We start from the raw sequence: 20,278 nt of genomic DNA, 5'->3' as shown, positions 1-20,278 counted from the left end.
AATATATTGTGTTAGATAAAACTAAAGAATAAAATATAGGCAAATTATGAAATCATGATTAAAGGGAGAGCAATTATCCTAGCGTTATTTTTTATTTTTTTGTTGGATGAAAATCCTGTTGTCTCGCAATGTGTTGGGCTAGATGCTGATGCAGGTGTTGACATGTTTACTTGCGATCCGAATTTACCGGTACAACTCAATGGCTCAGTTAGGGGCACAGCTATAAGAAACTATTGGACTCCTATGAATGGTGTGAGTGACCCTTATATACTTGATCCAGTTGTTACATTTAAAACACCAGGTATTTATAAATTCAAACTTACTTCTGAAGGGTTGAATGCTAAGAATTTAGTTGTCAATGGCGACTTTGAATCTGGTAATTCAGGATTTTCAAGTAATTATTCGTTTTTTAAATTGCCAGGATGGATTCCAACGGGAGCCTATGGGATTGACAATGATCCGGCACCATATTATGTTCCTGAGTTTGTTTCTTGTAGTGATCATACAACGGGATCTGGTAGAATGATGATTTTAAATGGATCAATGGTCGGAGGACTTAATTTTTGGTGTCAAATAATTATTGTAAAGCCTAACACTGACTATTATTTTGAATCTTTTTTTACCTCTATTTATCCTGAGGATCCCTCCACAATTCGAATTTCATTTAATGGAAATCCTATTCATACTGTTCAATTAGAAACTAATACTTGTGATTGGATGCAATATGCTACCTATTGGAATTCAGGAGCCGCTACAACTCTTACCATTTGTATGCAGGATATGAATGTTATTGGATGGGGAAATGATTTTGCAATGGATGATATTTCTTTGTATGAAAAGTGTATTGATGAAGATGAGGTATCCATCGAAGTTGTTGATTTAAAAGCTGTACTTGATATTCCAAACCCACCTAAATGTTCATCCCAGCCGTTTGACTTAAAAGGGATAGGATCATCTGTTGGACCTAAAATTAAATATGAATGGTCTAGTCTTGGAGGGAAAATTTTATTTAATAATGGAATTTCTGCTCAAGGCCTGGGCTCAGGTATTTACATACTTAAAGTAATTTATTCTAATGGTTTAACTTATTGTGAGAAGGAAGAGAGTATTGACTATATGAGTCCATATGTATTAGCTGGTAAAGTGTTTGGAGACAGTCTTTCAAATTGTCGATTGGATACGATACAATTGGATGCTAAAGTATTAACCGGAAATGGAGATTATACGTATCGATGGAGTCCGGATTCATTAATCCTATTGGGTCAAAATACGGAACGAATAAGAGTAGTTCAACCAGGTACTTATACGGTAACAGTAACTGATAAAACAACAGGTTGCGAATTGTTATTGGATTATGAAGTGAAGCAAGATACCTTGCATCCAATAGCAAGTGTACAGGGCGATACTTTAATCGATTGCACAAAGAATGCAGTGGCTTTAAATTCATTATTAACAGATACTTCCAGATATCAGCTTATTTGGACTAAACCCGATCAAACACAAATTAAAGATTCTGTAAAAATCAAAAGTAATTTATCTGGAAAATATACACTTACAGTAATAGATAAAAAGAATTATTGTCAGGATACCAGGGACTGGAATGTTAAAGTAGATTCCTTGTTTCCACAAATAGATTTGGGAACTGACCTCGTTATAGACTGTAAAAATAATGGTGTAAATATTATACCTACAGAAACATCCCAGACAGGAATGTTTGGATACTATTGGAATCTACCATCGGGGGCATTAGGGAAAGAGACTAATTTGCTTGATAAAATGAGTGTTCAATCAGGTCAGGTAATACTCAAAGTGATTAATGAACAAAACGGATGTGCTAGCTCAGATACTTTAGAGATTAAGGATGTAAGACAATTGCCAATCATAGATGCAGGAGTGAATGATTTATTGACATGCAAAATCAATTCCATCAATCTACAAGGAAGTGGACCAACAAATGCAAATACCATAATTCAGTGGTCAACAAATGGAGGAAATATAACATCGAATCCAAATAGTTATACACCCATCATAAATAAATCAGGTTGGTATATCATGACAGTGACCGATACCAGTAATTCCTGTAGTAGTTTGGATTCAGTATTTATTGATGAAAACAGAATTGCACCAGTAGCACAATTAGGCCCGGATTTAGTATTCAAATGTTCAGATACTTTGATCACGATAAACGCATCAGGATCAAGTCAGGGAAGTAACATCCAATACAACTGGACGAGTATAAACGGAACGATTAAACAAGGTCAGGGGACACAAAAAATTGAAGTATCATCATCAGGAGATTACAAATTGGAAGTCATAGACACAATCAATGGATGTAGAGATACAGCTTACATCAAAGTGACACCGGATCAAAACAGTCCGATAGCCAGTATTAGTAAACCAGATACCTTGACGTGTAAAGTGATAGAGATTACATTAAATGCAATGGCCCAATCACAAAGCGGCAACGCATTAAGTTATCAGTGGAAGGGTAGTGGTGGCGTAATACAAAATCCAACAACATTAAATCCTAAAGTAAACCAACCAGGAACGTATATCCTGGAAGTATTCGATCAGGTCAATGGATGTAGTACGCAGGTAGTGACTAATGTGATTTTGGATAATGAAATGCCCATGCCTAATGCAGGAAAAGATGAACTGTTGAATTGTAAGGTGACCCAAATCAATTTAGATGCATCGCAGTCCACAGCAAAGCATGGAATGAACTTCCAATGGTCGACAACTAATGGAAGTATAATAAGTAATCCAAATCAATCAAAAATAAATATACAATCACCGGGAATGTACATCATAGAAGTAACAGATTCTTATACAGGATGCTTGTCTACGGATACTGTTGAAGTCAAATCCGATGTACAAAAGCCAATAGCGAATATCTTAAATTCAGATACTGTGAATTGTCGAAATGCAACAGTCCAAATAAATGGAGTTGGATCAAGTATTGGAACCAGGATGCAATATCAATGGTCCAGTACTAATGGAAATATTCTATCAGACCCAAAACAATTAATCATTGATGTAGATCGAGCAGGAATGTATATTATTGAAGTATTGGATAGCGTAAATGGATGTGTATCTTATGATACCACACAAGTCTTCGAAGATAAATTGAAGCCCAATATTAGAATCGATAATCCAAAATTATTAACTTGCAAAACATTAAGTACAGATCTATCGTCCCAATTGAGTAATTTAAGTCCAAATCACACCATACAATGGTATACGAATAATGGACAAATTGTTAGTGGACCAAACACCCTAAATCCTAAAGTAAATCTCAAGGGAATCTATTTTATAAAAATAATAAATACAGAAAATGGATGTGAGACAATAGATTCCGTAACTGTAAGTCAAAATACAAATTACCCAACACAAGTTAATGCAGATGTGATTCAGCCTAAATGTCCGAATGAATCGGGAGCGCTGCAGATCAATGGTATCATTGGAGGCGAACCACCATTGAGTTATAATGTAGATTCAAAAATAAATGCCAATACATTTATAACCGGTCTTGGAGCAGGAAAACATGCATTGAAAATTGTAGATGTCAATGGCTGTGAATTGGATTACGATTTTGATATAGTAACGACCACTCCTATATCAGTAGATTTGATTCCAAGTGTAAAAATAAATGAAGGTGAAAGCTATGACATCATCCCAGTGTATTCAATACCAGATGATTCAATCCAATCTGTGAATTGGTCACCTTCGATACACTTAACATGTTCAGATTGTTTGTATCCAAAAGTCAATGGATTGAATACGACCACAACGTATGTAGTGACGTATACAAACAAAAATGGATGCTCTGCATCGGATCAAATCACTATAAGTGTCATCAAAAAAGGAATCTGGATACCGAATGTATTTAGTCCTAATGGGGATCAGGTGAACGATCATTTTTATCCGGTATTATCAGATGATTCTTATAAAGAAATAAAAAGCATGTCGATATATAATCGTTGGGGAGAACGGATATTTCTTAAAGAACATTTCCAATCGAATAATACTTTGGAAGGATGGGATGGCACAAATAGAGGAATCAAACTTAATCCAGATGTATTCATTTATGCTATCGAAGTAATTTGGAATTCCGGAGAAAGTGAAAAATTTGAAGGTGATTTTACACTAATAAAGTAACACTAGATTGAATTTTTCTTTTAGGTATTTTAGCAGGAGTATATGTTTTTTCGGTAATATTTTTGTAATATTGTAACCTATTGATTAATGTAGTTAGATATGCGGTTTAATAGAATTATTTATATCATTTTCTTATTTCATATATCAAGGTCAACATGTATTAGTCAATGTGTTGGATTAGATGCTGACGCAGGTCCAGATTTATTTACTTGCGATCCTAATATAATGGTTCAATTAAATGGGTCTGTTCAAGGAACTTATAAGAAATTTATGTGGGCCCCTTCAGTAGGATTAAGTAATGCCCAAGTTCTTGATCCAATGGTTACACTGAAAACTCCGGGCATATATAAATTTAAATTAATCGCTGAAGGTCTTTCTTCTAATAATTTAGTGGTTAATGGTGATTTTGAATCTCGTAATACAGGTTTTACATCAGGATATATTTATGGATTTCCTGGTTTTTTTGGATATGGTTATTATGGGGTAGGAACGAATCCTAATTTATATTGGAGTGGCTTTACTTCTTGTGGAGATCACACAACGGGAAGTAGTAATATGTTGATAGTAGATGGTTCTCAAACTGCCGGCACTAATGTTTGGTGCCAAACAATTCCTGTAACCATTGGTAAGACCTATCAATTTGAGTTTTATGTTCAGAGTATATATCCGCCTTCACCTTGTCAATTAAATATGACTATGAATGGGGTCAGTTTTGGAAATATTACTGGTGGTGCAGTTTGTGATTGGTTGAAATTTGAAGGATGTTTTACAGCAACAAGTGCTAGTGCTAAAATTTGTATCAGTGAAATGTCTGGTGTTGCCTCCGGTAATGACTTTGCAATCGATGATATCGCATTGTATGAAAAATGTATAGACGAAGATGAAGTGATTGTCGAGATTGTAGATTTAAAAGCTGTGCTTAATATTCCTATACGACCGAAGTGTTCATCGGAAGTATTCGATCTTGCAGGAATTGGATCCAGTACTGGTCCTAAAATCAGATATGAATGGTCTACTGATATTGGAAAAATCATATCGCAAAATGGGTTTAATGCCAAGGCAAAAGGATCAGGAACTTACACTTTAAAAGTGATCTACACCAATGGAACAGTAATATGTGAGAAAGAAGTAAGTGTGGATTATATGGCACCGGATGAATTGTTTGGCGAATTGAAAGGTTTGGGCATTTCAAATTGTCGATTGGATACCATACAATTGGATGCGAATGTGTTAACAGGAAGCGGAGATTATACCTATCGATGGAGTCCCGATTCATTAATCCTAATAGGTCAAAATACAGATCACGTAAAAGTAATCCAATCGGGTACCTATAACGTAACAGTTACTGATAAAACCACAGGATGCGAATTGATACTGGATTATGAAGTCATTCAAGATACCTTGCATCCAATAGCAAGTGTACAGGGCGATACCTTAATCGATTGCACAAAGAATGCAGTAGCCTTAAATTCCTTATTAACAGATACTTCCAGATACCAAGTCATATGGACTAAACCAGATCAAACACAAGTAAAAGATTCTGTAAAAATCAAAAGTAATTTATCTGGAAAATATACACTTACAGTAATTGATAAAAAGAATTATTGTCAGGATACCAGGGACTGGAATGTTACAGTAGACTCATTGTTTCCACAAATAGATTTGGGAACTGACTTAGTTATTGACTGTAAAAATAATGGTGTAAATATTATACCTACAGAAACATCCCAGACAGGAATGTTTGGATACTATTGGAATCTACCATCGGGGGCATTAAGGAAAGAGACTAATTTGCTTGATAAAATGAGTGTTCAATCAGGTCAGGTAATACTCAAAGTGATTAATGAAAAAAACGGATGTGCTAGCTCAGATACTTTAGAGATTAAGGATGTAAGACAATTGCCAATCATAGATGCAGGAGTGAATGATTTATTGACATGCAAAATCAATTCCTTCAATCTACAAGGAAGTGGACCAACAAATGCAAATACCATAATTCAGTGGACAACAAATGGAGGCAATATAACATCGAATCCAAAGAGTTATACACCCATCATAAATAAATCAGGTTGGTATATCATGACAGTGACCGATACCAGTAATTCCTGTAGTAGTTTGGATTCAGTATTTATAGATGAAAACAGAATTGCACCAGTAGCACAATTAGGCCCGGATTTAGTATTCAAATGTTCAGATACATTAATTACTATAAATGCAAATGGATCAAGTCAAGGAAACAATATACAATACAATTGGACGAGTATAAATGGAGCGATCAAAAAAGGTCAGGGAACCCAACAAATTGAAGTATCATCATCAGGAGATTACAAATTGGAAGTCATAGACACAATCAATGGATGCAGAGATACAGCCTCCATCAAAGTAACACCGGATCAAAACAGTCCGATAGCAAGTATTAGTAAGCCTGATACATTGACATGTAAAGTGATAGAGATAACATTAAACGCAATGGCCCAATCACAAAGTGGTAATTCATTAAGTTATCAGTGGAAGGGTAGTGGTGGCGCAATACAAAATCCCACTACATTGAATCCAAAAGTTACGCAACCAGGAACCTATACGTTGTATGTGTTAGATCAAGTGAATGGATGCAGTACACAAGTAGTAACTAATGTATTTTTGGATAATGTAGTGCCTATATCAAATGCAGGAAAAGATGAACTATTGAATTGTAAAATCACACAAATCGATTTGGATGCATCGCAGTTGACAGCAAAGCATGGAATGAACTTCCAATGGTCGACAACTAATGGAAGTATAATAAGTAATCCAAATCAATCAAAAATAAATATACAATCACCGGGAATGTACATCATAGAAGTAACAGATTCTTATACAGGATGCTTGTCTACTGATACTGTTGAAGTCAAATCCGATGTACAAAAACCAATAGCGAATATCAGTAATTCAGATACTTTGAATTGTCGAAATTCAACAGTCCAAATAAATGGAGTTGGATCAAGTATTGGAACTAGGATGCAATATAAATGGTCCAGTACTAATGGAAATATTCTATCAGACCCAAAACAATTAATCATTGATGTAGATCGAGCAGGAATGTATATCATAGAAGTTTTAGATAGTGTTAATGGTTGTGTGTCGTATGATACGATCCAAGTTATAGAAAATAAATTGAAACCCAATATCACAATCGATAATCCAAAATTATTAACGTGCAAAACATTAAGTACAGATCTATCGGCACAATTGAGTAATGTAAGTCCAAATCACACCATACAATGGTATACAAATAATGGACAAATTGTTAGCGGGCAAAACACCCTAAATCCTAAAGTAAATCTCAAGGGAATCTATTTTATAAAAATAATAAATACAGAAAATGGATGTGAGTCTATAGATTCCGTCACAGTAAGTCAAAATACAAATTACCCAACGCAAGTTAATGCAGAAGTGATTCAGCCTAAATGTCCGAATGAATCAGGAGCGTTGCAGATCAATGGTATCATTGGAGGCGAACCACCATTGAGTTATTATGTAGATTCAAAAATAAATGCCAATACATTTATAACCGGTCTTGTAGCAGGAAAACATGCATTAAAAATAGTAGATGCCAACGGTTGTGAATTGGACTATGATTTTGATATAGTAACGACCACTCCTATATCAGTAGATTTGATACCTAGTGTAAAAATAAATGAGGGTGAAAGTTATAACATCATTCCTGTGTATTCCATTCCAGATGATTCGATCCAATCTGTGAATTGGTCACCATCGATACACTTATCATGTTCAGATTGTTTATATCCGAAAGTTAATGGATTGAATACGACCACAACATATGTAGTTACTTACACCAACAAAAATGGATGCTCTGCATCGGATCAAATCACCATAAGTGTGATTAAAAAAGGGATCTGGATACCGAATGTATTTAGTCCTAATGGGGATCAGGTGAACGATCATTTTTATCCGGTATTATCAGATGATTCTTATAAAGAAATAAAAAGCATGTCTATATATAATCGTTGGGGAGAACGAATATTTCTAAAAGAACATTTCCAACCGAATAATACTTTGGAAGGGTGGGATGGAACCAGTAGAGGCCTTAAATTGAATCCGGATGTGTTTATTTATTCTATAGAGGTACTTTGGAATTCAGGTGAGACTGAAAAATTTCATGGGGATGTTACTTTAATAAAGTAGTTGGTTTAGTAACCATAATTTTCATCGAAACGATACAATTTGATATTTTCATAAATTCCTAATCATTAATGGATTGTGTTTTGTAATATTGTACCACATTTTTCAATATTACTCGATTATGCGTATTAAAATCCAGGTTTTTATATATATCATTTTATTCTTAAGTGTAAATAAGAGTAATTTATTTTCACAATGTGCGGGGTTAGACGCAGATGCCGGACCAGATTTGTTTACTTGTGATCCTAACATGATGGTTCAATTGATGGGATCAATTCAAGGAACTTATAAGAAATTTATGTGGACCCCTTCAGTAGGATTAAGTAATGCTCAAGTTCTTGATCCAATGGTCACTCAGAAATCTCCAGGTATTTATAAATTTAAATTGACAGCTGAAGGATTAACTTCAACCAACTTAGTAACTAATGGTGATTTTGAAAATGGAAATAGTGGATTTTCGTCTGAATATAATTTCGGAATCCCAGGAAGTCCTTTTGGACCTGATTGGTACGGCGTTGGGACTAATCCTCAAGCTTATAACTCTGGCTTTACTAATTGTGGTGATAATACTTCAGGGGGTGGCAATATGCTAATTGTTGATGGTTCTACAACACCAGGAAAAAAAGTTTGGTGTCAAACAGTTCCAGTAACTGTTGGAAAAACCTACCAATTGGAATTTTATAGCATGAGTGTATTTCCAGTAGCACCTGGTGTTATAAGTATTGTTGTTAATGGGACTAATATTGGAACAACCACTGTAAGTGGAATGTGTGATTGGGTAAAATTTGAAGCTTGTTTTGTCGCTACTTCAGGCTCAGCACAAATATGTTTAACAGAAGTTAGTGGAATTGGTTATGGTAATGATTTTGCAATCGATGACATCGCCTTATACGAAAAATGTATAGACGAAGATGAAGTGATCGTAGAGATCGTCGATTTGAAAGCAGTACTAAATATTCCGAAGCGCCCGAAGTGTTCATCGGAAGTATTCGATCTTGCAGGAATTGGATCCAGTACGGGCGCTAAAATCAGATATGAATGGTCTACTGATATTGGAAAAATCATATCGCAAAATGGGTTTAATGCCAAGGCAAAAGGGTCAGGAACTTACACTTTAAAAGTGATCTACACCAATGGAACAGTAATATGTGAGAAAGAAATAAGTGTAGATTATATGGCACCGGATGAATTGTTTGGCGAATTGAAAGGTTTAGGCATTTCAAATTGTCGATTGGATACGATTAATTTAGATGCGAATATATTAACCGGAAGTGGAGATTATACGTATCGATGGAGTCCAGATTCATTAATATTAATGGGTCAAAATACGGAACGAATAAAAGTAGTTCAACCGGGTACTTATACGGTAACGGTAACTGATAAAACAACAGGTTGTGAATTGTTATTGGATTATGAAGTGAAACAAGATACCTTGCATCCAATCGCAAGTGTACAAGGCGATACCTTAATCGATTGCACAAAGAATGCAGTGGCTTTAAATTCATTATTAACAGATACTTCCAGATATCAGTTTATTTGGACTAAACCAGATCAAACACAAATTAAAGATTCTGTAAAAATCAAAAGTAATTTATCTGGAAAATATACACTTACAGTAATCGATAAAAAGAATTATTGTCAGGACACCCGAGAATGGAATGTTACAGTGGACTCCTTGTTTCCACAAATAGATTTGGGAACTGACTTAGTCATTGACTGTAAAAATAATGGTGTAAATATTATACCTAAAGAAACATCTCAGATAGGTATGTTTGGTTATTACTGGAATCTGCCAACAGGTGCATTAAACAAAGAAACCAAACTACTTGATAAAATAAGTACACAATCAGGTCAGGTAATACTGAAAGTGATTAATGAACAAAACGGATGTGCTACCTCGGATACTTTAGAGATTAAGGATGTAAGGCAATTGCCAATCATAGATGCAGGAGTAAATGATTTATTGACTTGCAAGATAAATGCCAAAGTGCTAAACGGAAATGGACCAACCAATTCAAACACCATAATTCAATGGACAACGAATGGAGGAAATATAAGCTCGAATCCAAATATTTATACACCCATCATAAATAAATCAGGTTGGTATATCATGACAGTGACTGATACCAGTAATTCCTGTAGTAGTATAGATTCAGTATTTATTGATGAAAACAAAATAGCACCAGTAGCACAATTAGGCCCGGATTTAGTATTCAAATGTTCAGATACTTTGATCACGATAAACGCATCAGGATCAAGTCAGGGAAGTAACATCCAATACAACTGGTCGAGTATAAACGGAACGATCAAAAAAGGTCAGGGAACCCAACAAATCGATGTAACATCGTCTGGGAATTATACTTTAGAGGTGATCGATACAATCAATGGATGTAGAGATACCGCATCCATCAAAGTGACACCGGATCAAAACAGTCCGATAGCAAGTATTAGTAAACCAGATACCTTGACGTGTAAAGTGATAGAGATAACCTTAAACGCAATGGCCCAATCACAAAGCGGCAATGCATTAAGTTATCAATGGAAGAGTAGTGGTGGCGTAATACAAAATCCAACAACCTTAAATCCCAAAGTAAGTCAACCTGGAATGTATATCCTGGAAGTATTAGATCAGGTCAATGGTTGTAGTACTCAGGTAGTGACTAATGTGATTTTGGATAATGAACTGCCCATGCCTAATGCTGGAAAAGATGAACTGTTGAATTGTAAGGTGACCCAAATCAATTTAGATGCATCGAAGTCCACTGCAAAACACGGGACGATATTCAAATGGTCAACCACCAATGGAATCATAACTGGTAATCCAAATCAACCGAAAATAAATATACAATCACCGGGAATGTACATCATAGAAGTAACAGATAATTATACAGGATGCATATCAACAGATACCGTAGAAGTAAAATCCGATGTACAAAAGCCAATAGCGAATATCAGTAATTCTGATACTTTGAATTGTCGAAATGCAACAGTACAAATAAATGGATTGGGTTCCAGTATTGGGAATAGGATGCAATATAATTGGACAAGTACCAATGGAAATATTCTATCAGATCCAAAACAATTAATCATTGATGTAGATCGAGCAGGAATGTATATCATAGAAGTTTTAGATAGTGTTAATGGTTGTGTGTCGTATGATACGATCCAAGTAATAGAAAATAAATTGAAACCCATTATTACAATTGACAATCCAAAATTATTAACATGCAAAATATTAAGTACAGATCTATCGGCACAATTGAATAATGTAAGTCCAAATCATACCATACAATGGCATACAAATATTGGACAAATTGTTAGCGGGAAAAACACCCTAAATCCTAAAGTAAATCTCAAGGGAATCTATTATATAAAAATAATAAATACTGAAAATGGATGTGAGTCTACAGATTCGGTAACAGTAAGTCAAAATACAAATTACCCTACGCAAGTTAATGCAGATGTGATTCAACCTAAATGTCCGAATGAATCAGGAGCGTTGCAGATCAATGGTATAATTGGAGGCGAACCACCATTGAGTTATTATGTAGATTCAAAAATAAATGCCAATACATTTATAACCGGTCTTGTAGCAGGAAAACATGCATTGAAAATAGTAGATGCCAATGGCTGTGAATTGGATTATGATTTTGATATAGTAACAACCACGCACATATCAGTAGATTTGATCCCTAGTGTAAAAATAAATGAGGGTGAAAGTTATAACATCATTCCTGTGTATTCCATTCCTGATGATTCGATCCAATCTGTGAATTGGTCACCTTCGATACACTTATCATGTTCAGATTGTTTATATCCGAAAGTCAATGGATTAAATACCACTACAACGTATGTAGTGACTTACACCAACAAAAATGGATGTTCTGCTTCAGATCAAATCACTATAAGCGTCATCAAAAAAGGAATCTGGATACCGAATGTATTTAGTCCAAATGGGGATCAGGTGAACGATCATTTTTATCCGGTATTATCGGATGATTCTTATAAAGAAATAAAAAGCATGTCGATATATAATCGTTGGGGAGAACGGATATTTCTAAAAGAACATTTCCAGCCGAATAATACTTTGGAAGGGTGGGATGGAACCAATAGAGGTCTTAAATTGAATCCGGATGTATTTATTTATTCTATAGAAGTACTTTGGAATTCAGGTGAAACTGAAAAATTTCATGGTGATGTTACATTAATAAAGTAAAATTTGATTTAATTATATTTTTATTATTACGACGATGTTTAATTTATTAATTGCAATGATTTTAATAAATTTTTAAATTGATTAATACATTTAGATATGCAATTTAAAGTTATTGTTTTTATCATTTTATTGATAAGTATCACAAGGTCAGAATCATTTGGTCAATGTATTGGCTTAGATGCAGATGCTGGGCCTGATTTGTTTACTTGTGATCCAACAATGATGGTTCAATTGATGGGATCAATTCTAGGAACTTATAATAGATTGATGTGGACTCCTTCAGCAGGATTAAGCGATTCGAAGATCCTAGATCCAATGGTCACCCTTAAAACACCCGGCATTTATAAATTCAAATTAACTGCAGAAGGTCTTTCTACGAATAATTTAATTATAAACGGGGATTTTGAATCTGGAAATACAGGATTTAGTACAGGATATAATTTTTCTCCAGTAAATACAACTGAAGGTGAATATATCGTAACAGCTAATCCATCTACATGGAATGGTGGATTTTCACCATGTGGTGATCATACTTCCGGCGGTGGAAATATGCTTTTGTTGAATGGGCATCCGAATGCTGGAACCAATTGTTGGTGTCAAACTATTGCAACTGTACCAGGAAGAACTTATGAATTTTCTTTCTGGAGTCAATCCGTTGTGGCTTCTAATATTGCACAATTAGGTGTTAAACTAAATGGAAATGCAATTGGGTCTACAATAGCTGGTGGTCTATGTGCATGGGAACTTTTTACAGTAACATTCGTTGCTACATCTGCTTCTTCTCAACTGTGTATCGCTGAAACTTCAGGAATTAGAGGTGGAAATGACTTTGCACTTGATGATATCACATTATTTGAAAAATGTATAGATGAAGATGAAGTGATTGTAGAGATCGTCGATTTAAAAGCAGTACTAGATATTCCGAAGCGTCCGAAGTGTTCATCAGAAGTATTCGACCTTGCAGGAATTGGATCCAGTACGGGCCCTAAAATCAGATATGAATGGTCTACAGATATAGGAAAAATTATTTCACAAAATGGATTCAATGCAAAAGCAAAAGGGTCTGGAACATATACTTTGAAAGTAATCTATACCAATGGAACAATAATATGTGAGAAAGAAGTAAGTATAGATTACATGGCGCCAGATGAATTGTTTGGTGAAATGAAAGGAGTAGGAATTGCAAATTGTCGATTGGATACGATTAATTTAGATGCGAATGTATTAACCGGAAGTGGAGATTATACGTATCGATGGAGTCCTGATTCTTTAATCCTAATAGGTCAAAATACAGATCGCGTAAAAGTAATCCAACCGGGTATCTATAACGTAACAGTTACAGATAAAACCACAGGATGCGAATTGATACTGGATTATGAAGTCACGCAAGATACTTTGCACCCAAATGCAAGTGTAAAAGGCGATACCTTAATCGATTGCACAAAGAATGCAGTGGCTTTAAATTCATTGTTAACAGATACTTCCAGATATCAGTTCATATGGACTAAACCCGATCAAACACAAATAAAAGATTCTGTAAAAATCAAAAGTAATTTATCAGGAAAATATACACTTACAGTAATCGATAAAAAGAATTATTGTCAGGATACCAGAGACTGGTATGTTACAGTGGACTCCTTGGTTCCACAAATAGATTTGGGAACTGACTTAGTTATTGACTGTAAAAATAATGGTGTAAATATTATACCTACAGAAACATCCCAGACAGGAATGTTTGGATACTATTGGAATCTACCATCGGGGGCATTAGGGAAAGAGACTAATTTGCTTGATAAAATGAGTGTTCAATCAGGTCAGGTAATACTCAAAGTGATTAATGAACAAAACGGATGCGCTAGCTCAGATACTTTATTGATCAATGATGTCAGACAATTGCCAATCATTGATGCAGGAGTGAATGATTTATTGACATGCAAAATCAATTCGATAAATCTCCAAGGAAGTGGACCAACCAATGCAAATACTAAAATCAATTGGACAACGAATGGAGGAAATATAAGCTCGAATCCAAATAGTTATACACCCATCATAAATAAATCAGGTTGGTATATCATGACAGTGACTGATACCAGTAATTCCTGTAGTAGTATAGATTCAGTATTTATTGATGAAAACAGAATTGCGCCAGTAGCACAATTAGGCCCAGACTTAGTATTCAAATGTTCAGATACATTAATTACTATTAATGCAAATGGATCAAGTCAAGGAAACAATATCCAATACAACTGGTCGAGTATAAACGGAACGATCAAAAAAGGTCAAGGAACCCGACAAATTGAAGTATCATCATCAGGAGATTACAAATTGGAAGTCATTGATACAATTAATGGATGTAGAGATACCGCATCCATCAAAGTGACACCGGATCAAAACAGTCCGATAGCAAGTATTAATAAACCAGATACCTTGACGTGTAAAGTTATAGAGATTACCTTAAACGCAATGGCCCAATCACAAAGCGGCAATGCATTAAGTTATCAATGGAAGGGTAGTGGTGGCGTGATACAAAATCCAACAACATTAAATCCCAAAGTAGACCAACCAGGAACGTATATCCTGGAAGTATTCGATCAGGTCAATGGATGTAGTACGCAGGTAGTGACTAATGTGATTTTGGATAATGAAATGCCCATGCCTAATGCAGGAAAAGATGAACTGTTGAATTGTAAGGTGACCCAAATCAGTTTAGATGCATCGAAGTCCACTGCAAAGCATGGAATGAACTTCCAATGGTCGACTACTAATGGAAGTGTAATAAGTAATCCCAATCAAACAAAAATAAATATACAATCTCCTGGATTGTATATCATGGAAGTAACAGATTCTTATACAGGATGCTTGTCTACTGATACTGTTGAAGTTAAATCCGATGTACAAAAGCCAATTGCGAATATCTTGAATTCAGATACTTTGAATTGTCGAAATGCAACAGTACAAATAAATGGATTGGGTTCCAGTATTGGGAATAGGATGCAATATAATTGGACAAGTACCAATGGAAATATTCTATCAGATCCAAAACAATTAATCATTGATGTAGATCGAGCAGGAATGTATATCATAGAAGTTTTAGATAGTGTTAATGGTTGTGTGTCGTATGATACGATCCAAGTAATAGAAAATAAATTGAAACCCATTATTACAATTGACAATCCAAAATTATTAACATGCAAAATATTAAGTACAGATCTATCGGCACAATTGAATAATGTAAGTCCAAATTATACCATACAATGGCATACAAATAATGGACAAATTGTTAGCGGGCAAAACACCCTAAATCCTAAAGTAAATCTCAAGGGAATCTATTATTTAAAAATAATAAATACAGAAAATGGATGTGAGTCTATAGATTCGGTAACAGTAAGTCAAAATACAAATTACCCAACACAAGTTAATGCAGATGTGATTCAGCCTAAATGTCCAAATGAATCAGGAGTGCTGCAGATCAATGGAATTATTGGTGGCGAACCACCATTGAGTTATTATGTAGATTCAAAAATAAATGCCAATACATTTATAACCGGTCTTGTAGCAGGAAAACATGCATTAAAAATAGTAGATGCCAACGGTTGTGAATTGGACTATGATTTTGATATAGTAACGACCACTCCTATATCAGTAGATTTGATTCCTAGTGTAAAAATAAATGAGGGTGAAAGTTATAACATCATTCCTGTGTATTCCATTCCTGATGATTCGATCCAATCTGTGAATTGGTCACCTTCGATACACTTATCATGTTCAGATTGTTTATATCCGAAAGTCAATGGATTAAATACCACGACAACGTATGTAGTGACTTACACCAACAAAAATGGATGTTCTGCTTCAGATCAAATCACTATAAGCGTCATCAAAAAAGGAATCTGGATACCGAATATATTTAGCCCTAATGGGGATCAGGTGAACGATCATTTTTATCCGGTATTATCAGATGATTCTTACAAAGAAATAAAAAGCATGTCGATTTATAATCGTTGGGGAGAACGGATATTTTTAAAAGAACATTTCCAACCGAATAATACTTTGGAAGGATGGGATGGAACAAGTAGAGGTCTTAAATTGAATCCGGATGTGTTCATTTATTCAATTGAAGTTCTTTGGAATTCAGGTGAAACTGAAAAATTTCATGGGGATGTTACCTTGATCAAATAAACTTAAAATTATTTTATTTTGTTCGAAGTTGTATTTGAAGATCCATATATATTGATTGTAAACAAGCCGGCAGGACTCCAGGTGGAACCAGACAAAATGGGACATCCCAATTTATTTGATGAAGTATCCATTTACATCAATTCAAATAGTAAATCAAAACAAATTTTTCTTGCTCATAGGTTAGATAGATTAACGTGTGGATTGGTCATGTTCGCAAAGAAAAAGCAGGCCTTGCTTCTTTTGCAGGAACAATTTGTTTCAAGATCTATTGTTAAGAAATATTTCGCTTTCGTTGAAGGGCAATTAATACCTGAGATTTGTCATTGTGAACATTATATGATTAAAGATCTTAAAGAGTTCAGATCTCATGTCTTTAATGAAAACAGGAAAGGAACAAAGAAAGTGTCATTGTCTTATCAGGTTCTTGGATTTAGAAATAATTTATCTACTTTGGATATTGTACTTCATACAGGATTTTATCACCAAATAAGGGCTCAGCTGTCTCATTTAGGTTATCCCATATGGAATGATGTTCACTATGGCGGCAAAGTCCAAAGTAAGGAAGTTGCAATTGGCTTACAAGCATATGCTATTACATTTAAACATCCAATAAGTAATGAACAAATGACGATTGAGATTGAAAAAACTTATTTATTTTAATGCGGAAATATATTCAATGTTTTTAATCCATTTATTGAAAATAAAATACATAATTATTCTATGTCCATGTCCCATAGAAACAACCCATTTGTAACCGGATTTTATCCGGCGAAATAATTTATATTAGTTTGTACTTTTGCCAGGATTATCCATAATAATTGGAATTAAAATTATCTAAACAATCATTATATTAAATGTCAAAAAACAAATTAGAATACATCCATGGTTTTTCTGAAATAGAACAAGAACGATTGTTATTTCAAAATCAAGTATTAAGTCCTTTGATTTATGAAAACATTGATTTGAATCCATATAACAGAATTCTAGAAATAGGTTGCGGGGTGGGGGCCCAGATGATTGAAATGTTGAATCGATTTCCTCATATTCACATTACGGGTGTTGATATATCTGATGTACAAGTTGGCAAAGCTAGGTTGAATTTGCAACATTCAAATATTGATCCTTCAAAGTATGAATTGCATTGTATGGATATAACTCAAGCTCATGCATTGTCAAAAGAATTTGAAGCAGTCGTAATGATATGGGTTTTAGAACATGTTTCCAATGACCTAGAAATTTTGTCAGCGGCAAAGGATCATTTAATTCCCAATGGTCAGTTATTTTTAACCGAAGTTTATAACGACAGTCTTGGTTTTTTTCCACCACAGGATGACATCTTATTGCATTGGAATAAAATGAATGCGTTTCAAAAATCAATTGGAGGTAATGGAAATATAGGTATTGAATTGGGAAGCACGCTTAAGAAACTTAATTTTCGAAATATTGAAATTAAACCATATCCAATACTTTACGATACTACTAAACTTGAGCTTAGAACCGAATTTTTCGAATACTGGATTTCATTAATGGAAAGTGGTAGTAAGACCATGATAGAACTTAATAAAATCCAGTCATCTGAATGGGAAAATGTCAAAAATCAATTAATTCAAGTTTCCAGGAATGAAGAAGCAGTTTTCTTTTATAACTTTATCCAGGCATTTGCCTTCAAATAATGCTTCATTTTATTCTTCTTGTTTTTGTCTTACTAAAAGCACCCTTCCGTCTTCCAAAAAAGCATATCCTTCATCATAACAAAAGTAATAGGTTCTTCCTGTTTTTGTGGTGAAGCTATGGGTGTAATATTGCATATCGAAACCTTTTTTAAGTAATTGATCTTCGAACAATGTTATTTTTCCTGTTGTGTTGAGTTTTATTAGTAAGTCTCGATTTTTTTTAAGAATGGTGTTGATTTGTTTAATGATGGGGGCTTGTTTTTGTTTTTCAGCTTGATGGGATATGGCTCTGCAGTTGTCTGAACAAAATTTTTTGTCTCGACGACCCAGGAATGAGGTTCCGCAGATTGGGCAAAGCGTTTTTTTAGCGTGAAGCATAGTGTTTAATTGTGTTTACAAATTTACACCTAAAATGAATTATTTAGTCTGAATGTAAGGAATATTTAGTGGTGTAAAAATTAATTATCATGTTAAAGGATAGTAATTACGAGACTTGAATCAATTATTAATGTAAATATTCCACAATTTTATTTAATTTTACTTGAGTCATTCGTTTGGTTTTAAATCATTATTTTAGAATATGAATTTTATGAGATTACAAAAATACTTGGTTTTAATTTTCTTTTCTAGTATTAGCTTTCTAATGGCTCAAGGAGAACCTGAGGTATGGGTAGAAGTTGCCAGTTTACCCGCTTCTGCATCTAAACGTGCTGAATCAGGATCATTTACGATTAATGGCAAAGGATATATATTTGGTGGTACTGCAGCATATCCCAATTGGTTAAGTGATTGTTGGGAATATGATCCTGTGAATGATTCTTGGCGACAGATGGCAAGTATTCCGCTTATCGGTCCCAGAGAACCAGCTTTTTTTACAATTGGGAATAAAGGATATGCAGTTAGTGGATATTACGGTTCAGGTTCAAATTCTGCTATTTCAAAAAATGTGTTCGAATTTGATCCTGTTGCCAATACATGGACTAAAAAAGCTGATTTCGCAGGAAATGCCAGACGTGATGCTATAGGATTTTCAATTGGAAGTAAAGGATATGTTGGCACTGGAGCTATTTCAGGTGGCCAGATATCAGATCTTTGGGAATATGATCCAAGTGTAGATAAATGGACTAAAAAAGCAAATTTTCCTGGTAATATAAGGGATGCTGCATCCGCTTTTTCTATAGGTACTAAAGGTTATATTACACTAGGTAGATCGGCAACTATTACTTATAATGATTTATGGGAGTATGATCCTTCACTAGATGTTTGGACAAAGAAAGCAAATTTTCCTGGGGTGACGAGGTCTGAAGCAGTTTCATTCGTTATTTATAATGAAGCATATGTTGGTTCTGGTCATACGGGTGGGAAAAATGATTTTTGGGCATACAATCAATTCAGTGATACTTGGAGGCCCGTCACATCTTTACCTGGTCTTGAAAGGGTAGAAGCAGTTGGATTTGCAATTGGGGAATATGGTTATCTGGCCCAAGGTTATTCTGGCAGTTTGGGAACTCAAAAGGATTTTTGGAAATTTGTTGCATATCCTGTGAATAATCATGATGTAAAAGAATCCATTCATTTTATTGCTTACCCCAATCCTACGACTGGTAGAATGATTGTGGATCTTCAGTGTAAAGCTTGTAAGGAATATTCTGTTGATGTTTTGAATAATATTGGAGAACGTGTTTTGAGTTTGAGTGATCAACATACTTATGCCGATCTTGATCTGTCTTTTTTACCGGCTGGAATTTATTTTGTGCGGGTATATTATGATGGAGTTACAAATAGGTATGGTGAGGGTTTGAAAAAAATTATACTCAAATAGTATTATTTATTTTAAGTTCGGCTGAGGCAATATGCAGTAAGGGAGTGC

General features: G+C 34.6%; 8 protein-coding genes. 7 read left to right on the top strand and 1 reads right to left on the bottom strand.

Annotated elements, in window-relative coordinates:
• The first annotated feature begins 54 nt into the window (after window positions 1-54).
• The 6 genes from IPK88_17210 to IPK88_17185 all read left to right on the top strand — a co-directional run bounded on the left by IPK88_17210 (window position 55) and on the right by IPK88_17185 (window position 18,408).
• The gene (locus IPK88_17210; protein ID MBK8245169.1) at window positions 55-4,158 is read left to right on the top strand and encodes a gliding motility-associated C-terminal domain-containing protein; all 4,104 of its coding nucleotides are present in this window, start codon (window positions 55-57) and stop codon (window positions 4,156-4,158) included.
• 99 nt (window positions 4,159-4,257) lie between these two features.
• Window positions 4,258-8,343 carry a gliding motility-associated C-terminal domain-containing protein gene (locus tag IPK88_17205; GenBank protein MBK8245168.1) on the top strand — a complete coding sequence of 1,362 codons (4,086 nt, stop codon included), beginning with the start codon at window positions 4,258-4,260 and terminating at the stop codon, window positions 8,341-8,343.
• Window positions 8,344-8,461: 118 nt separating this feature from the next.
• Window positions 8,462-12,556 carry a gliding motility-associated C-terminal domain-containing protein gene (locus IPK88_17200; protein ID MBK8245167.1) on the top strand — a complete coding sequence of 1,365 codons (4,095 nt, stop codon included), beginning with the start codon at window positions 8,462-8,464 and terminating at the stop codon, window positions 12,554-12,556.
• A gap of 96 nt (window positions 12,557-12,652) precedes the next feature.
• A complete protein-coding gene (locus tag IPK88_17195; GenBank protein ID MBK8245166.1) occupies window positions 12,653-16,735 on the top strand; it encodes a gliding motility-associated C-terminal domain-containing protein in 4,083 nt (1,360 codons plus the stop codon).
• 18 nt (window positions 16,736-16,753) lie between these two features.
• Window positions 16,754-17,395, top strand: a complete 642-nt coding sequence (locus IPK88_17190) for an RluA family pseudouridine synthase (protein ID MBK8245165.1) — start codon at window positions 16,754-16,756, stop codon at window positions 17,393-17,395.
• Window positions 17,396-17,589: 194 nt separating this feature from the next.
• Window positions 17,590-18,408, top strand: a complete 819-nt coding sequence (locus IPK88_17185; GenBank protein ID MBK8245164.1) for a methyltransferase domain-containing protein — start codon at window positions 17,590-17,592, stop codon at window positions 18,406-18,408.
• A 9-nt stretch (window positions 18,409-18,417) separates the two neighbouring features.
• On the opposite strand, the gene IPK88_17180 is transcribed toward IPK88_17185, so the two are convergent.
• On the bottom strand, window positions 18,418-18,786 hold the full coding sequence (locus tag IPK88_17180; protein MBK8245163.1) for a hypothetical protein: 369 nt from the start codon (window positions 18,784-18,786) through the stop codon (window positions 18,418-18,420).
• Window positions 18,787-18,997: 211 nt separating this feature from the next.
• Here IPK88_17180 and IPK88_17175 point away from each other — a divergent pair, with 211 nt between their 5' ends.
• The gene (locus IPK88_17175; protein ID MBK8245162.1) at window positions 18,998-20,230 is read left to right on the top strand and encodes a T9SS type A sorting domain-containing protein; all 1,233 of its coding nucleotides are present in this window, start codon (window positions 18,998-19,000) and stop codon (window positions 20,228-20,230) included.
• Window positions 20,231-20,278: the final 48 nt, after the last annotated feature.

Source organism: Candidatus Defluviibacterium haderslevense, from assembly GCA_016712225.1.
Lineage (GTDB): Bacteria > Bacteroidota > Bacteroidia > Chitinophagales > Saprospiraceae > Vicinibacter > Vicinibacter haderslevensis.
This window is presented reverse-complemented; position numbering and strand designations above follow the sequence as displayed.